This is a genomic window from Quyinboa ferrireducens, assembly GCF_042436675.1.
In the GTDB taxonomy this organism is placed as follows: Bacteria; Bacteroidota; Bacteroidia; order Bacteroidales; family UBA5342; genus JBHJHP01.
Genome location: NZ_JBHMVA010000002.1, coordinates 533,166 through 550,274, shown reverse-complemented (window position 1 = coordinate 550,274; position 17,109 = coordinate 533,166). Strand labels below are relative to the sequence as shown.

The 17,109-nt window shown below is 39.0% G+C and carries 13 protein-coding genes; 8 read left to right on the top strand and 5 right to left on the bottom strand.

Going from position 1 to position 17,109, the window contains the following annotated elements; translation table 11 throughout:
- Positions 1-5 precede the first annotated feature (5 nt).
- Positions 6-1,106 (top strand): DNA-processing protein DprA, encoded by a 1,101-nt coding sequence (dprA, locus tag ACE01N_RS05795; protein WP_380585730.1) that lies wholly within the window; start codon positions 6-8, stop codon positions 1,104-1,106.
- Here the strand turns inward: dprA and ACE01N_RS05790 are convergent.
- A complete protein-coding gene (locus tag ACE01N_RS05790; protein WP_380585728.1) occupies positions 1,093-2,079 on the bottom strand; it encodes a carbamate kinase in 987 nt (328 codons plus the stop codon). The genes dprA and ACE01N_RS05790 overlap by 14 nt on opposite strands.
- A 151-nt stretch (positions 2,080-2,230) precedes the next feature.
- Between ACE01N_RS05790 and ACE01N_RS05785 the strand changes: the two genes are divergently transcribed.
- Entirely contained in the window at positions 2,231-2,728 is a 498-nt protein-coding gene (locus ACE01N_RS05785; RefSeq protein WP_380585726.1) for a ferritin-like domain-containing protein, read from the top strand.
- Here the strand turns inward: ACE01N_RS05785 and cysN are convergent.
- Both cysN and cysD read right to left on the bottom strand, forming a co-directional pair.
- Positions 2,725-3,999, bottom strand: a complete 1,275-nt coding sequence (cysN, locus tag ACE01N_RS05780) for a sulfate adenylyltransferase subunit CysN (protein WP_380585724.1) — start codon at positions 3,997-3,999, stop codon at positions 2,725-2,727. The genes ACE01N_RS05785 and cysN overlap by 4 nt on opposite strands.
- Positions 4,000-4,033: 34 nt before the next feature.
- The gene (gene cysD, locus ACE01N_RS05775) at positions 4,034-4,939 is read right to left on the bottom strand and encodes a sulfate adenylyltransferase subunit CysD (RefSeq protein WP_380585722.1); all 906 of its coding nucleotides are present in this window, start codon (positions 4,937-4,939) and stop codon (positions 4,034-4,036) included.
- Positions 4,940-5,214: 275 nt separating this feature from the next.
- On the opposite strand from cysD, the gene ACE01N_RS05770 reads away from it, so the two are divergent.
- The gene (locus ACE01N_RS05770) at positions 5,215-6,210 is read left to right on the top strand and encodes a Gfo/Idh/MocA family protein (protein WP_380585720.1); all 996 of its coding nucleotides are present in this window, start codon (positions 5,215-5,217) and stop codon (positions 6,208-6,210) included.
- Positions 6,211-6,811: 601 nt separating this feature from the next.
- On the top strand, positions 6,812-7,093 hold the full coding sequence (locus tag ACE01N_RS05765) for a hypothetical protein (RefSeq protein ID WP_380585718.1): 282 nt from the start codon (positions 6,812-6,814) through the stop codon (positions 7,091-7,093).
- A gap of 364 nt (positions 7,094-7,457) precedes the next feature.
- On the opposite strand, the gene ACE01N_RS05760 is transcribed toward ACE01N_RS05765, so the two are convergent.
- Entirely contained in the window at positions 7,458-9,659 is a 2,202-nt protein-coding gene (locus tag ACE01N_RS05760; protein ID WP_380585716.1) for a S9 family peptidase, read from the bottom strand.
- A 67-nt stretch (positions 9,660-9,726) separates the two neighbouring features.
- On the opposite strand from ACE01N_RS05760, the gene ACE01N_RS05755 reads away from it, so the two are divergent.
- The 4 genes from ACE01N_RS05755 to ACE01N_RS05740 all read left to right on the top strand — a co-directional run bounded on the left by ACE01N_RS05755 (position 9,727) and on the right by ACE01N_RS05740 (position 14,517).
- Positions 9,727-11,178, top strand: a complete 1,452-nt coding sequence (locus ACE01N_RS05755; RefSeq protein WP_380585714.1) for a glycoside hydrolase family 28 protein — start codon at positions 9,727-9,729, stop codon at positions 11,176-11,178.
- A gap of 95 nt (positions 11,179-11,273) precedes the next feature.
- Positions 11,274-12,485 (top strand): outer membrane protein assembly factor BamB family protein, encoded by a 1,212-nt coding sequence (locus tag ACE01N_RS05750; protein WP_380585712.1) that lies wholly within the window; start codon positions 11,274-11,276, stop codon positions 12,483-12,485.
- A gap of 18 nt (positions 12,486-12,503) precedes the next feature.
- Positions 12,504-13,934, top strand: a complete 1,431-nt coding sequence (locus ACE01N_RS05745; protein ID WP_380585710.1) for an outer membrane protein assembly factor BamB family protein — start codon at positions 12,504-12,506, stop codon at positions 13,932-13,934.
- A 73-nt stretch (positions 13,935-14,007) separates the two neighbouring features.
- Positions 14,008-14,517, top strand: coding sequence for a DUF4251 domain-containing protein (locus ACE01N_RS05740; RefSeq protein ID WP_380585708.1), 510 nt, complete (start codon positions 14,008-14,010; stop codon positions 14,515-14,517).
- Positions 14,518-14,521: 4 nt separating this feature from the next.
- Here ACE01N_RS05740 and ACE01N_RS05735 read toward each other — a convergent pair whose 3' ends face one another.
- A complete protein-coding gene (locus tag ACE01N_RS05735) occupies positions 14,522-16,912 on the bottom strand; it encodes a glycoside hydrolase family 28 protein (RefSeq protein WP_380585706.1) in 2,391 nt (796 codons plus the stop codon).
- Positions 16,913-17,109 lie beyond the last annotated feature (197 nt).

The following is a 17,109-nucleotide window of genomic DNA, read 5'->3' as shown; positions in this document are numbered from 1 at the left end:
CCTAAATGTCTGAAGAATACCTGCTAAACCAAATTGCCGCATCCATGATACCGGGAGCCGGGAGTGTTATTGTTAGAAAACTCATCGGTATAACCGGTTCACCCGAGGCTCTTTTCAGCGAATCAAAAAAGAATCTTTTAAAGATTCCTCAAATTCCACGTCATGTGGTAGATAACATATATAAAAAGGAATTTTGGAATAGTGCGGAAAGTGAACTGGAATTTATTAAAGCGGAAGATATCAACACTACATTTTTCCAGGAAAAAGATTTTCCGGTTCGGCTTAACGAATGTTATGATTCACCGGTATTATTATACCATAAAGGAAATGTTGATTTTAATAAACGAAAAATTGTGAGTATTGTAGGAACCCGTAAAAGTTCACATTACGGATCCGGCATGGTTGAAAAGATTGTGAAAGGTCTGGCAGAATCTGATCCTGACACCTGCATTGTCAGTGGATTAGCTTATGGTATTGATATTATGGCACACAAGGCCGCTGTACGCCATAATCTTGATAGTTTTGCTGTTCTGGCTCACGGGCTTGACGATCTTTATCCTCCTAAACATAAAGATACAGCAGTTAAAATGATGGAGCATGGCGGACTCGTGACTGAATATACCAAGTCCACTATTCCAGAATCTCATAACTTTGTAAAGCGGAACCGCATTGTGGCTGGCATTTCCGATGTAACTCTTGTGATTGAATCAGGTTTGAAAGGAGGAGCAATGATCACTGCCAATCTTGCATTTTCATATAATCGCGAAGTTATGGCGGTTCCCGGGAATGTCGGGAACTATTATTCGGCGGGATGCAATTATCTGATTAAAACACAAAAGGCATCGGTTATTGAGTCTGCAGACGACCTCTTAAAACTGATGAACTGGGATCTAAAAAATAAAATAGTTCAAAAAAGTCTCTTTGTTCAACTAAAACCTGATGAAGAGAAAATTTATAATCTGCTCAGAGAATACCAGACTATGTCTTTAAATGATATAAAGATACTGAGTGAATTAATGATCAGCCAGGTTTCAATGGCACTGCTAAACCTTGAAATGGAAGGATTAATCAAATCCTTGCCCGGAAATATGTTTACGATTGCCTGAGCTGATGATGAGGTTTATCATTCGGATCATATTCCAGTGTTATCTTAGTACCGTAAGTTTTATCTTCCAGTTTTGTCGCTTCTGTAATGACACTTTTTTGTCCACCATGTTCAATAAAACGTAAGGCTGCCCTTATTTTAGGAGCCATTGTTCCTTCGCCAAACACACCTTCTCCCAGCATTTCATTGGCATCCGCATAATTCAGAAACTCAACAAGTTCCTGTTTTTCTGTTCCAAAATGTTTATACACAAATGGTACATCCGTTAAGATGTAAAGCTCATCGGCATGAATATGTGCAGCCAAAAGGGCAGAAGACAAATCCTTATCTACCACAGCTTCTACAGGTTGTAACATGCCCTTAGAGTCTTTATATACAGGTATGCCACCACCACCAGCCGCAATCACAATACGACCGGCTCTTGCAGTAGCCTCTATTACTTTTTCATTGGTTATACATACCGGTTCGGGAGAAGCAACTACACGGCGTACATAACCGTTTTGCTTCGAAGCTTTAAACTGCCATCCTTTGGCTTTTTTCAAAAGTTCAGCTTCTTCCTTAATAAAAGACTTGCCTATGCGTTTTTGAGGATCCAAGAATGCGTTGTCCTTTGGATCAACAATTACCTGGGAAATAAAAGCAACAACTTCTTTGTTTATTCTGTATTTCTTTAAAATATTTAGAATACAGCGCTCAATCATATATCCGATACCGCCCTGTGAATCAGCCACACAAATATCCAGTGGCATAGGAGTAATGCCGTATATCTGTTCTCCTGCATCATTTCGCATCAGAATATTTCCAACTTGTGGCCCGTTTCCATGGGTGATCACAAGGTCATAGCCATCTCTGAGCAAATAGATAAGGTTTTCCAGTGTATCAAGTGTGTTTGCAATCTGCTCTTCAATACTTCCTTTCTGGTCTGCTCTTAACAGAGCGTTCCCGCCTAAAGCCACAACTGCCAGTTTATTCATAACATGGTGTCTAATCAATTCAAACTAAAGTAAGGTTTAATTTGAATCGTAGTAATGATCAAAGTCAATCTTTTACCATGTGATTAATCATGATTTTTCAGTTTGCACAGCGAACACTTTTTATTACCTTTATTGGATAAAAATTAACACAATGAGCAAATCAGTTACAGATATTTTAAAAGAGGCTATACTACTGGAGATGCGTGGACAGTCATTTTATAGTAATGTGTCAGAAAAGAGTGATAATGAAGCTGCAAAGGAGTTTTTTGACCTGATGGCAAAAGAGGAAGGTGAACACATTCGTTTTTTGAAAGAGCAGTTTGACAATTACACAAAAAATGCAAAATTTACCGCACCAAAGAAAATTGACACAGACGATGACACTGTAACTCAAATACTGACCGATAAAATTAAAAAAGAGATTAGTGCTGCCAGTTTTGAAGCCGCTGCTATTTCTGCCGCCATGGATTTTGAAACCCGTGCCGTAAAGATTTATGCTGACCGTGCGAAAGAAGCTACCGATCCCGAAGAGCAAAAAACATATGATATGTTAGCCAAATGGGAGGTAGGACATCAAAAATTCCTGCATGAAATAAATGAAGAACTGAAAGAACGGGTATGGTATGACAACCAGTTCTGGGCTTTTTAGATGATCATTCCGGCGGCTACTGTCTCATTGGTCGCCTCATCAATAAAAATTAAGCTACCGGTGATCCTGTTTTTATTGTAAGAATCATAAAACAGTGGTTTTGCTGTTTTGATGGTTATATTTGCTATATCATTTAATCCTACAGTCAAATCTGAATCATCCTGTTCAAGTGAATTAACATCCATTTTATAATTCACAGAATTTACGATCGCACGTACTTCATTGGTCGTATGCTTAATGGCGTATTTTCCTCTTGGAACCAATTTTCGTTCGTTAAACCAGCAAACCATCAAATTAATTTCCTGACCAACACGTGGCATATTTTCCTGATCCGTAATCATGTCACCACGACTTATATCTATATCATCTTCCAACTCAATTGTTACAGATTGGGGTGGGAATGCCTGACTTAGTTCTTCGTTGTATTCAAAAATATTTTTAATTTTTGAATCTATTCCTGATGGCAATACTTTTACTTTGTCTCCTTTTTTGAATATTCCACTGGCTATTTTTCCGGCATAACCCCTGAAGTCATGGTATTCATCACGCATTGGACGAATAACATACTGTACCGGGAAACGTGCATCATCAAGATTTTCATCATGCTTAATTTCAATGGTTTCCATCAGGTGCAGGAAGGTGTCACCTTTATACCAATCCATATTTTTTGAAGGATCAACAACGTTATCACCATTTTTGGCACTTATCGGAACAAACCGCGCATCTTCGAGACCAAGCTTTTTGGTTATATTATCAGTAAAATCCTTTTTGATAGATTCAAATGCTTTCTGATCATAATCAACCAGATCCATTTTATTAACGCAAACAATGATATGCGGAATCTGCAAAAGATTGGCGATATAAGAATGTCTTCGGGTTTGCTCAATCACACCATTACGGGCATCAATCAAAATAACGGCAACATTGGCTGTAGAGGCTCCGGTTACCATATTACGGGTATATTGAATATGACCCGGAGTATCGGCAATAATAAATTTACGTTTTGGTGTTGCAAAATAACGATAAGCCACATCAATGGTGATTCCCTGTTCGCGTTCAGCACGTAAACCATCCGTTAATAATGCAAGGTTTACTTCTTCTTCTCCCTTACCTACGCTGGCACGCTCAATAGCTTCCATCTGATCTTCGAAAATGGCTTTACTGTCATACAACAAACGTCCAATAAGCGTACTTTTTCCGTCATCCACACTTCCGGCTGTTGTAAACCTCAGAAGTTGCATATCAAGATAACCTGAATCTTTTCCTGCCATGATATATTTATGTGCTGATTGCTAAATTAAGTGATTAAAAATACCCCTCTTTTTTACGGTCTTCCATTGCTGCCTCTGAACGCTTGTCATCGGCACGACCACCTCGCTCTGTGACGCGTGTTGCGGCAATCTCCTGAATTATATCTTCAAGAGAATTCGCCTGTGACAATGTTACGCCTGTACAGGTTATATCACCAATGGTACGGCATCGAACTTTCATATGTTCTACCTTTTCTGTTGGCTTAAGTTCCATAAAAGGGGCATAGGCGAGCCATACACCGTCTCTGTTAAAAACGTCTCTTTCGTGCGTATAATACAGGGAAGGTAACGGAATATTTTCCTGATAAATATACTGCCATACATCCATTTCAGTCCAGTTGGAAATAGGGAACACCCTGAAATGTTCTCCTACATTCTTCCTGCCATTGTAAATGTGCCATAGCTCTGGCCTTTGGTTTTTAGGATCCCATTGACCAAAATCATCTCTGTGCGAAAAGAAACGTTCTTTGGCCCTTGCTTTTTCTTCATCACGCCGTCCACCACCAAGTGCAGCATCGAATTTATACTTTTCTATGGTATCTAACAGTGTTACCGTCTGCAGTTTGTTACGGGAGGCATTAACTCCTTTTTCCTCAACGACACGACCTTCATCAATTGATTCCTGAACTGAACCAACAACCAGTTTTACGCCCAGCTCTTTAATCAGATTGTCTCTGAATTCTATGGTTTCATCAAAATTATGTCCTGTATCGATATGTACAAATGGAAATGGAATTCTGGCAGGCCAGAATGCTTTTTTTGCCAAATGAGCCATTACAATGGAATCTTTCCCTCCAGAAAAAAGCAAAGCAGGATTTTCAAATTGTGCTGCTACTTCACGCATCACATAGATCGCTTCTGATTCCAGTTCTTTTAAATGGTTCAGACTATACTCTTCCATGTTTATTATAAAATTTAAAGCAAATTCGCCCCAAAGGAGAGATTTTCCCGTTTTATTTAATAAGCTGCAAAATTAATTAATCTTACCACATAAGAAAAAATCGTTACATATTTTAATTCTAAATAATCAGAAGCGGTCGAATCGTTTGCTATCAGGATCCAACTAAATTAATCTGGCTATGAGAGTATTATAGAACTTCGATATCCATAAAAAGATTTTCTTATGAACAGAGATTAAAGTATATTTAAGTCCTGTTAATTACAGTCTTAAAAATTATGTCCAATAATAGAACGTTGAAAGAGATAAAATGGGGAATAATCGGTGTCGGGGATGTGTGCGAAGTAAAAAGTGCGCCAGCTATGAACCTTGTAGAGCATTCTACTATTGTAGCTGTGATGCGCAGAAATAAAGTGAAGGCAGAAGATTATGCAAGGCGGCATAAAGTTCCGTTTTACACAAACGATGTGGATGAACTTCTTAATCATCCGGAGGTAAATGCCGTCTACATAGCCGCTCCACCCGGTTCGCATGCCGATTTGGCCGTAAAAGTCGCAGGAGCAGGTCTGCCATGTTATGTAGAAAAGCCAATGGCCAGGAATTTTGAAGAGTGCAGAACTATGATTGAAGCTTTTGAAACGGTAGAACTACCGCTTTGGGTGGCTTATTACAGAAGAACCTTACCAAATTTTGTAAAAATAAAAGAACTGGTAGAAACCGGGCATATCGGTGATATTCGTTCTGTTACCATCGAAATGTTTAAAGCTTTGGATAATAATCTGATAGCCAACTCAGAAGTCAACTGGCGGGTTGATCCGAAAATTGCAGGGGGCGGCTATTTCCATGATCTGGCCTCGCATCAGTTGGATTTTCTGGACTTCCTGTTTGGCCCGGTTAAAACAGCAAACGGATACTCTTCCAATCAGGCCGGCGTTTATCCCGCTGATGACATTGTCACAGCATCATTTGCATTTGAAAATGGGATTATTGGTAACGGAATCTGGTGTTTTAATGCTGCTAAAAATGCCGAAAAGGAGGTAACCACTATAGTTGGTTCCAAAGGTAAAATTACCTACCAGTCATTTGGATCGTCCGACCTAAAAATTGACATTGATAGCGGACCAACCCAAACACTTAAATTCGAATATCCAAAACACATACAGCAATATTTGATACAAACTGTTGTGGATGAACTGCGGGGAGTTGGAACATGTCCCAGTACGGCCGAATCGGCAGCCAGAACAAACAAGGTAATGGATTGGATACTGGAATAGGTTCATTTTATTCACCCGGTGAATAATTCATACAAATTTTTACTTCAGCATCCATCATAAAATTATACCCTCCTTGTCACGACAAAGTCGGGACAGGGAGGGCAGTTCATAAAGTACTTACAGATTAAATATTATCCAGGGTGGGGCATTAACTAACCTGACTCAGCCCTAAGTTGGGCGTAGCTTCCAAGCTACGTCGTTTTAAACAACTAAGCTCCAGCTTAGGGTATATTGTTAATTGCTTAATAAAATGGATTGAACTTTGTAAATTTGATATGTTATCTTAAATCTAATTCAAATGACAACCGGTTATAAAATTTACGATCAGAGAGCACTGTATTATCTTACGTTTCAAATTGTAAGCTGGGTAGATTTATTTACACGTAAGGTTTACAAAGATATCGTTATAGATAGTTTAAAATTTTGCCAGGAAAATAAAGGGTTGGAAATCTATGCTTATGTAATAATGAGCAATCACATGCATTTGTTAATCAGAAGTGCGAAATAGATACTAAGTGATACAATTCGTGATTTTAAAAGCTATACAGCAACGGAGTTTTTAAAAGTAATTGACTCAGTTGAAGAAAGCAGAAAAGAATGGATGTTAAATATCTTTGAGTTTGCTGCAAAAAAGCATAAACGTAATTCTAAATATCAGATCTGGACACATGAAAATCACGCTGAATTAATTTATAGTAATAAATTTATTGATCAGAAAATCAACTATATCCATGAAAATCCGGTCAGGGCCGGCATTGTTGAAAATGAAGAAGATTACTTATATTCAAGTGCTGGCATATTAGCTGGTAAGAAAGGTGCTTTAGAAGTAGAACTTATAAATATGCCGGTTGAAAAAATGAAATCATTTAGGACAATAAGGTAATATGTTTAACTTTGAGATGTTGATGTTTCTCAGGCCTGAGGCCTTAATATTATGTGTCGTAGCGAAAGACGCTACGCCAAACAAAGATTAACTTTAGAACAAGTACGAAGAGTGAAGGCCGCTGGAAATGGTGCGATTGAGCGATGGAAGACGTTCAGTATATCAATATCGGACAAGATATTGCAGTTTATTTCCAGCATGCATTTTTGAATACTTTTGATGCTTCAAAAGTATTAATTGGGTGAATTTCGAGTAAAACGAGAAAGAGGGTGTTATAACCCTAAATAATATTATAAGTTAAAGGTTCTGTCTTCTTATTAGTATTAATTTCAATATTCACCGGGTGAATAATTCAATCAAATTCTTACTTCAGCGTACGTTCCATGAAATTAAACATTCTGTGATACAGGTGATTGCGTGTATTGCCACCATATATGCTGTGGTTACGGTTATTATAAACCTGCATCTCAAACTGTTTGTTGGCCTGAACCAGGGCTTCTGCATATTCTATGGTATTCTGATAGTGTACATTATCATCCGCCGTTCCATGGCAGATCAGCAGATCGCCCTCCAGCTTATCTGCCAGCATTAAAGGAGAATTATTATCAAAACCATTTGGATTTTCCCCATAGGTTCGCATAAAGCGTTCGGTATAGATTGAATCGTAAAATTTATAATGCGTAACAGGAGCAACAGCAATTCCCATCCGGTAAACTCCCGATTCACGTGACATACATAAAGCCGACATAAAACCTCCGTAACTCCAGCCCCAGATACCTATTTTTGCAGGGTCGGTATAGGGAAGGGAGCCAACATACTTTGCTGCTTCAATCTGATCCATGCTTTCGAGTTTACCAAGGTTCAGATAGGTGCATTTTTTGAACTCCTCTCCCCGGGCACCTGTACCACGGCCATCTACACAGGCTACAAGATAACCCTGTGATGTGAGATACTGTTCCCAGCCAAATTCCCATTGGTCCAGAACTTCCTGGGATCCGGGACCGCTGTACTGGATCATTAATACCGGGTATTTTACATTCGGATCAAAATTAACCGGTTTTATCATCCAACCGTTTAACGAAACACCTTCTGTTGTTTTAAAACTGAAAAATTCTTTTGATGATGTTTGATATTTTTTAAGTCTGTTTACAAGTGCCTTATTATCTTCAAGCGCTCTTAATTCACTACCTTTATAATCGCAAACTGAAACAATTCGTGGTGTTTGAGCAGAACTGAATTTTTTAATAAAATAGCTGAAGTCTGCACTGAAATCTGCACTGTTTGTTCCTTTCTGAACAGCAACAGGGATAACTTTTTTGGCTTTAATGTCAACCGCATAAACTTCGCGCTGTAAAGGAGAAACAGCCGCAGCCTGGTAATAGAAAAGGTTGCGTTTTGAATCGAAACCATAGTATTTTGTCAGGTCCCATTTACCATTGGTAAGTTTTCTGACTTCAGTGCCGTCATTACGATAAAGGTACAAATGGTTCCAGCCATCTTTTTCGCTCACAAACACGAAATGTTCGTTATCAGGCAAAAAACTCAGATAATCCAGATTGATTTCATCAATGTATCTGTCGTTTGTATCTTTCATGATCATTCTGCAAACACCGGATTTGGGATTTGCCAGATACAGCTCCAGTTCGTTCTGGTGTCGGTTCAGCTTTAAAACCGCCAGATATTCAGAAGTTGCAGTCCAGCGAATGCGCGGGAAATAAATGTCCTTTTCATCCGTAACTTTCATTTCATGTGTGACACGGTTCGACGTATTATAAACATGTACTGAAACAACGGAATTCTTTTCACCTGTTTTTGGATATTTGTATACGTATTGTCCGGGATACAGTTCATTTTCATCATGCGATGGATGCGATCCTTTATAGACGGGGAAACTGTACTCTTTAACGTCTGATTCGTCAAATTTAATGTATGCAAGAAACTGTCCGTCCGGGGACCATTCAAACGCTTTGTTAAATTCGAATTCCTCTTCGTACACCCAATCCGGAATACCATTAATTATTTTATTCCGTTCACCATCATCCGTAATCTGAAGTATTGTGCCGAAACGCAGGTCTTTCAGATACAGGTTATTATCCCTGGCAAAAGCAATCCGGTTCCCGTCAGGAGAAAACGTGGCCATTTGCTGCCGTTTTCCCGGCTCAACTGCTTCAATGCGTTTGCGCCGTATATTATATACCCAGTATTCAGCGGTATAGCTTCTTCGGTATATCTGTTTTTTATTGGTATAAACCAAAATCAACTTTTCATCGTTGCTGAATGCATAACCAGAAATTGACCTTAGCCTGGCATCCTGAAGCAATTCAGCATTTACATCAAACACAACTTCTATTTTTTCACCGGTCTTATAACTGTATTTTACAATCTGCTGTCCGTTTTCCAGAACTGTATAATACTGACCGTCATTTAAGCTGTGAATATCTTTAATATCCTTTTGGTAGAAGGTATTGCGCAGAGTAAAATCCTCGAGTTCAACCTGCTGAAGATCAGTTTGAGAATATGTTGTTAACGTAGTTAAAATGGCAAAAAACAGAATAATATGTTTCATGTGTGTTGTTTTTACAAATAAACGAATGTTTGTGCTTTTAATTATGAAAAACAAAAGTATTTAAAAGATGTCACTCATCAAACTTAATATTTCAACAACGGATTTACATGCATTTATGACCAAAGCTATTATCTTTGTTAGTATTCCAGTAAAATTAAATCCGTTAATAATGATGCGTAAAACATCTCTTTTTCTCCTTGTAATTCTTTTAGGCGCATGTGAATCGGGTAATATAACAAAATTCGATTTTGAGACTTATGTTACCAAAAATATTACAGAACCTGAAATACCGGATTTCTCACTAACCATTCTTGATTTTAGTCCCTCCAGAGATTCAGCTGCGGATTGGAAACCGGCATTTGATAGGGCAATTGCAGAAATCCAGCAAAAAGGAGGAGGAACACTAATCGTTCCTGCGGGAAATTACCTTTTAAAGGGTCCGATACATCTCGTCAGTCATCTTGAAATAATGCTGAAAAAAGGCGCCAGATTGTATTTTAGCTCTGATCCGAAATATTATCTGCCCGTTGTAAAAACAAGCTGGGAGGGAACTTTTCTGTATAACTACAGTCCGTTTATTTATGCATACAATTGTACCAATATTGCCATAACCGGAGAGGGCACCATCGATGGTGAAGCATCGGAAACATGGGCTTCCTGGAAAGCCAGACAAAAAGATGACCAGTTGTTGAGCCGTGAAATGAACCACAATAATGTGCCCGTAAAGGACCGGATATTCGGTGCGGGACATTATCTGCGTCCTCAGTTGATTCAATTTTACGAATGTGAAAACATTAAAGTTGAGGGTGTTACCATCGAAGATAGTCCGTTTTGGTGCGTACATCTGCTAAAATGCGAAAATGCTATTGTACGAGGCGTACATTACAATGCATTTAATTACAACAATGACGGTATTGATCCGGAATATTCAAAAAATGTGCTGATTGAAGATGTTCATTTTAACAATTCTGATGATAATGTAGCCATTAAAGCGGGCCGGGATAATGAAGGAAGGGCAGCTAAATCAGGTTCCGAAAATATTATTATACGTAATTGTCATTTTCAGGGTTTGCATGCAGTTGTTATCGGAAGCGAAATGTCTGCCGGAGTAAAAAATGTGTTGGTGAAAAACTGTGATTTTGCAGGAAAACTGAAACGCGGGATTTATCTTAAATCCAATCCTGACAGGGGAGGATACATCAACAACATTTTTGTGGACCACGTAGCATTCGGCGAAGTGGAGGATTGCATATATATCACATCTTTTTACCATAATGAAGGAGAAGGTCATGTAACCGATATATCTAAAATTTATCTGAATGATATTACCTGCCATAAAGCGACCGGAAACGGGATTGTTATTCAGGGATATCCTCAACAAAAGGTTAATGAGGTTTACATCAGTAAGCTTCAGATTGATACAGTAGCAAACGCTGTTAGCATGGTGGATGCTGAAAATATCGTAATGTCTGATGTTGTGATTGGTGGTCTGGCTACTTCACCATCTTATGTTCGGTAATATTGTTACAAAGAATTATTTTAAACTGATACTATCTATTGTAATCATAAACTTTGAAAACTATATTTGAAACAACAACTAAAAAATCCTTCAATATGAAGTCTATAAAACTGATGGTAATATTATTTCTGTTGTGTTCGGTTACCGGGCTGGCACAAATAGAGTCAGCATGGCGTGGTCCGGATCGTAATGGAATTTATCCTGATAAAGGTCTGCTAACTCAATGGCCGGAAGATGGCCCGGAAATTATCTGGCATTACGACAATCTTGGAGAAGGATATTCTTCAGCTTCATTTTATAATGATAAAATCTATATGTCAGGAAACGAAGATACAACAGGCTATATATATGTATTGGATATGAATGGCAGCCTTCTATGGAAGAAGCCTTACGGTAGAGCTTATACCGGATCATTTCCAAACACCAGGACGACACCGTTGGTAACCGATGGTAAAATATATATGTATACCGGCTATGGTGTTTTGACCTGTATGAATGCAGAAAACGGAGACAAAATCTGGGTTCTGGATACTCAAAAGGAACTTGACGGAAGAAATATTACATGGGGAGTTACAGAAAACCTGCTTATCGATGGAGATAAACTGTTTTGCTCTCCGGGTGGTGAAAAGTACAATGTAATCGCTGTGAATAAAAATACGGGAAAGCTTATCTGGTCATCGCCGGGACTTGGAGATCTTTCTGCGTATTGTTCGCCGGTTGTTATACCCAGAAAAGGCAGAAAGATATTGGTAACAATGATGGCCAGTCACATACAGGGACATGACACAGAGACAGGAGAAATGTTATGGTCATACGAACAGCCCAATCAGTGGTCGGTTCATGCCAATACGCCTGTTTATGCCGATAATGCCATTGCCTGTGTTAGCGGATATGGCAAGGGAACCGTAAAACTCAATCTAAATGAGGATGGATCTCAGGTTACAAAAGCATGGTTCAACGAAGAGCTGGATAACAGAATTGGTGCGTTTGTTAAATGGGGTGATTATCTCTATGGATCCGGTGATAAAAACCGTGGCTGGCATTGTGTGAACTGGAAAACAGGAGAATCAAAGTACTATGACAAATCTTTGGCGAATGGTGTGGTAATTGCAGCCGACGGTATGCTGATCTGCTATTCCGACAGAGGTGAACTTGCATTGGTAAAAGCTGAACCGGATAAATTCAACATTCTTAGTCAGACCAAGGTTAATCTTGGAACCATGCAGCATTGGGCACATCCTGTAATAAAAGATGGGAAGCTGTATTTACGACATGGGAAGTCTTTGATAGTATATAAAATTAAATAATACATTGATTCAGAGCTGATGGGGAAATTGAAATCATCACATCTGTTAATTATTGCTTTAATAATTATTGGTGGTGGCGCAATTATTTGGTGGTTAACCAAAGATCCGGTTTCTGATTTAACCATTAGCATGCCCGGTACCGATAACCGCGGAAGTGATTCCTTGTTTGAAGAAGACATAAAAATCGGGAGCCTTTTTGAATCCTTTTCCAATGAAGTTCCTGAATTATCGGAAGTCTGGGCTTGTTTCCGTGGTGTAAACAGGGACAATATCTCCAATACAAAAGCACATCTGAAATCACAACTCGACGAAAATAAACTTCCCATTGTATGGAAAACTGAATTGGGTGAAGGGCATGCTGGCGCTGCCATTTACAAAGGCCAGGTTTTTGTACTGGACTATATGGAAAAGGAGCATGCCGATATGCTGCGGTGTTTCAATCTGGAAACAGGGAATGAACTCTGGAGAAGAGGGTATAAGGTGAAGATCAAGCGGAATCATGGCATGTCAAGAACAGTTCCATCTGTTACGGAAGATTATGTTGTAACCATAGGTCCGCGTTGTCAGGTGATGTGCGTGGATCGAAAGTCAGGCGATTTTAAATGGGGCATAGATATTGAAAAAGAATACCAGACTGAGGAACCATTGTGGTATACCGGTCAGTGTCCGTATATTGATAATGGAAAAGTAATTATTGCCACAGGGGGTAAAGCTCTGATTATTGCCGTGGATTGTGAAACCGGCGAAAAATTATGGGAAGTTCCGAACGACAATAACTGGCAAATGTCGCATGCTTCGGTAATGCCTTTTACATTTAAGGGAAAAAAAATGTATGTGTACAGTGCCGTTGGTGGCGTGTGTGGCGTTTCTGCCCAGGGCGTGGATGAAGGAAAAATACTCTGGCAAACTTCAGAATGGAATCATTCCGTGGTAGCACCATCTGCATTATGCTTACCGGATGGAAAGATTTTTTTAACTGCAGGTTACGGAGCCGGAAGCATGGTTATTCAACTCAATGAAAATGACGGAAGGTTCAGTACAAAGGTTCTGGATGAGTTCAAGCCAAAAGACGGTCTTGCATGTGAACAACAAACTCCTGTAGTTTGGAACGGACATGTGTTTGGGATCATGCCTAAAGAAGGTGGCATGAACCGCAACCAGTTTGTGTGCGTTGATCCGAAAGATTTCAGAACAATGGTCTGGACAAGCGGAAAAGATAAACGCTACGGCCTCGGGCCTTATTTTATGGCTGACGATAAATTTTACCTGTTGAATGACGATGCCACACTGACTATTATTGAGCCGAGTGTGACAGGTTTTAAAGAACTGGATGAAGTGAAACTGTTTGATGGACAGGATGCCTGGGCACCATTGGCAACAGCGGACGGGTACCTTGTGTTGCGCGATTCAAAAACCATGATTTGTCTGGATATGCACGTTGACCGTTAAAATTGTTTAAGTCTCTGGACTGCCGTAAGCTATTGGTACAGAAATTGATATTACCATAACAAATCAATAAGTCATGAAAAAGTTAATCGTAATCACAATTCTGATACTTGCAGTTGCAGGTATTAAGGCTCAGGACCAGCAAAAACTTAGTCGTAAAGACAGAATCGCACAACGGGAAGCAGAAGCAATTAAAGAAACCAAGCAAATGGTTGACAGTGCCAGTTTTGTTTTTGTCCCAACACAAGCACTGCCGTTAAGTATGCGTACACAGAATCTTGACGGAACCTTCAGGGCTAAAATTCAAAATGATTCTATAGATTCTTATCTCCCTTTTTATGGCAGGGCATATAAGGCAGACTACAACAGTTTGGACGGACCATTTTCTTTTGATCTCCCAATTGAAAAATATTCAACTGAAAAGTTAAAAAAGCAATATCTGGTTCAGTTTCAGGTTCAAAACAACGATGATTTAGTGAAATTTATGTTTTACATTGGTGAAACCGGTTACACAACACTTACCATCACAAGTACCAACCGGCAATCCATTTCATTTTACGGAAATATTGAGAAACCTGAAAAATAAGTATTCATTCGATCACAAATAACTTTGATAATGTGTGGTTTGAATACTCTGCACTCATTATATACCAACCAGGTTGCATTGCTTCGGTTTCAATTAACTGAATCATGTCGCCTGAAATATCCGCATCATAGGAGTTGAAATACATTTCTTTCCCTGATATGTCACGGATTATTATTTTTTTAATGTCTCTAATATCCCCATCAATGAAAATTCTATTACCAGCAGATAACGGATTAGGATAGATATTCAGGTCACCCAGCGTATTATTTTTAATTAATTTTTGAATTACTGATTCACCAAACGGCTCTTTAATTTTATGATATTCCGTGCTATTAATCACAACACTGTCAAGACAAAGATTCTGATAGTTATTGATGATAAATGGTGTGGAAATTGATTTAAAAGTGCAGTTCGTCAATTTCACATTTCGAATAAGTGAGCGGCTGTAACCATCAAACCGGAGTCCCACTGGTGCGTCGTTACATGTCGTATTCCGGATATCGATGTCTCTGACAATTGGATCAAATGTGGAAATATCACCCTCTCCATAATAAAAATTTATGCGTACTATAGCATCAGAAACTTGCCCTATTTCAATATTTCTCATGTAAATTTTTTCTATTAATCCACCTCTGATTGAGTTCGTTTTAATTCTCAGGGCACGATCCAGATTCGGGCTGTCCATGATACAGTTTTCCGCAAAAATATGATTGGCTCCTCCTGATATTTCACTACCAATCACAACTCCACCATGACCATCTTTCATTGTGCACTCCTGAATAATGATGTTTGAAGATGGAACATTTACTCTTCTGCCATCTGCATTACGACCCGACTTTATTGCAATGCAGTCATCACCGGTGTCAAAATAGCAATTTTTGATCCGCACGTTCGTACAGGATTCCGGATTACAACCGTCATTATTGGGACCATGCCCGACAACGCGCACGTTCGATACCGTAACATTTTCTGATAGTACCGGATGAATGTGCCACATTGGACTGTTCTCTATGGTTACACTATCAATCAGAACATTTGTACACCGATAGGGCTGTATCATGTTAGGGCGGATATAATGACCGCTTCCGAATACTCTGTCTTCAACAGGTACATTATTATCTGCCATAGTACGCAAAGCAGAAACATCTGAACCTCCTGTACTCTTCCATGCCCACCAGTTATCATAACTTCCCATACCGTTAAGTGTTCCGGTTCCTGTTACAGCAATATTCGTTTGCTCAAATGCATATATACAAGGTGAATAATTATAACATTCTGTCCCTTCAAAACGTGTATAAACCACCGGCAGATAATCATCCGGATTAGTACTGAATTTAACGACAGCATTAGCTGTGATATGTAAATTGACATTATTTAATAGGTGGATCGCACCTGTTCGGTAAGTACCTTCCGGCACAATCACGCGGCCACCACCTGCATCAGAGCATGCAGATATAGCTGATTTAAAAGCTTCGGTACAATCCGTAGCATCATCACCTGCCGCACCATAATCAAGAATGTTAAAGTCGTTGTCTGGAAACTCAGGAGGAGTTATGGATGCTAAAATTGCAGGGAGTCCGGCCCATCCTGAATCAGGATCATTAAGGGTCCGCACATTAAAATCATAAAACTCATTTCCAATTTTCAATTGTGCAGAACTAACGGAACTGTAATTTGAAGATGAGTTTACTTGTACCTCTACCTGATCATTGTTTTTAATAACCCCCGGGTCAGATGTAAAAGATCCGTTGTTAATAGCATATTTACCGTTTTCAATACTTATACCAAGGTCAGAGCTTAGTCCTGTAATGACCTCCGGATCAGATTTAATCCGGGTGTTTATTTCAACGTCAAACTTATCATCAAATTCGAACGGATCAGGAGTATTCTGAATAAATTCAGGATTGTAAAGAATAATTGTAAAGTTACTCGCACCGCTTGACTGGTTAACTGAACCAAGCGTAACCCAACTGTTTTTGGCATAGTTTTTACTGTAAAGACTAAAACTTACGGGAGTTGATTCATCATTTATTATGTTTTCTCCTGTATCCTCCCAATCTGTCATCCAGGGTAATACGCTTAACCTGTCATCCAGGGCAATGATTACATCAACATTTTCAGTTGTGTAAAACTTCAGCAGGGTGTCGTCGGAAAACGACTTGGATCCATTTGCAGTTCTTATCCATTCAGAGCCCGGATACGTTGAAGGTATATCGGTCAGTTTAAACGTTCTGTCGCCAAACTGCATATCGCCCTCCTGAAGATTTTCCTGAACGGACCAGTAATCTTTATTGTCAGTATCGTACACCTGAAACTGCTCAATTAGAGAAGCATATGAATTTATAGTTAAAATAAAAGTGCTGATAGTGAATAGTAATCTGATTAAGTTTTTCACGATGGGAATATGTTCAAAAGTTTTTAATTCAGGTAAAGGTATAAAAACATTAAACTTCACATAGTAATGTGTGCTAACTAAAATCTTCTTAAACCTAAATAAGATAACATTATATTCATTTTAATTTTGGCGGACAGTGATATTTGGGAATGAGTTCACAGGATTATGGCAAACAAATTCAGACTGATTCTAAATGA

Bases quoted from the DNA above. Each gene is read 5' to 3' on its own strand.
- ACE01N_RS05770 (WP_380585720.1), top strand. From the start codon at position 5,215: ATGTCCAATAATAGAACGTTGAAAGAGATAAAATGGGGAATAATCGGT.
- ACE01N_RS05740 (WP_380585708.1), top strand. From the start codon at position 14,008: ATGAAAAAGTTAATCGTAATCACAATTCTGATACTTGCAGTTGCAGGT.
- ACE01N_RS05790 (WP_380585728.1), bottom strand. From the start codon at position 2,079: ATGAATAAACTGGCAGTTGTGGCTTTAGGCGGGAACGCTCTGTTAAGA.
- ACE01N_RS05765 (WP_380585718.1), top strand. From the start codon at position 6,812: ATGTTAAATATCTTTGAGTTTGCTGCAAAAAAGCATAAACGTAATTCT.
- ACE01N_RS05745 (WP_380585710.1), top strand. From the start codon at position 12,504: ATGGGGAAATTGAAATCATCACATCTGTTAATTATTGCTTTAATAATT.
- ACE01N_RS05785 (WP_380585726.1), top strand. From the start codon at position 2,231: ATGAGCAAATCAGTTACAGATATTTTAAAAGAGGCTATACTACTGGAG.
- cysD (WP_380585722.1), bottom strand. From the start codon at position 4,939: ATGGAAGAGTATAGTCTGAACCATTTAAAAGAACTGGAATCAGAAGCG.
- cysN (WP_380585724.1), bottom strand. From the start codon at position 3,999: ATGGCAGGAAAAGATTCAGGTTATCTTGATATGCAACTTCTGAGGTTT.
- dprA (WP_380585730.1), top strand. From the start codon at position 6: ATGTCTGAAGAATACCTGCTAAACCAAATTGCCGCATCCATGATACCG.
- ACE01N_RS05750 (WP_380585712.1), top strand. From the start codon at position 11,274: ATGAAGTCTATAAAACTGATGGTAATATTATTTCTGTTGTGTTCGGTT.
- ACE01N_RS05755 (WP_380585714.1), top strand. From the start codon at position 9,727: ATGTCACTCATCAAACTTAATATTTCAACAACGGATTTACATGCATTT.
- ACE01N_RS05760 (WP_380585716.1), bottom strand. From the start codon at position 9,659: ATGAAACATATTATTCTGTTTTTTGCCATTTTAACTACGTTAACAACA.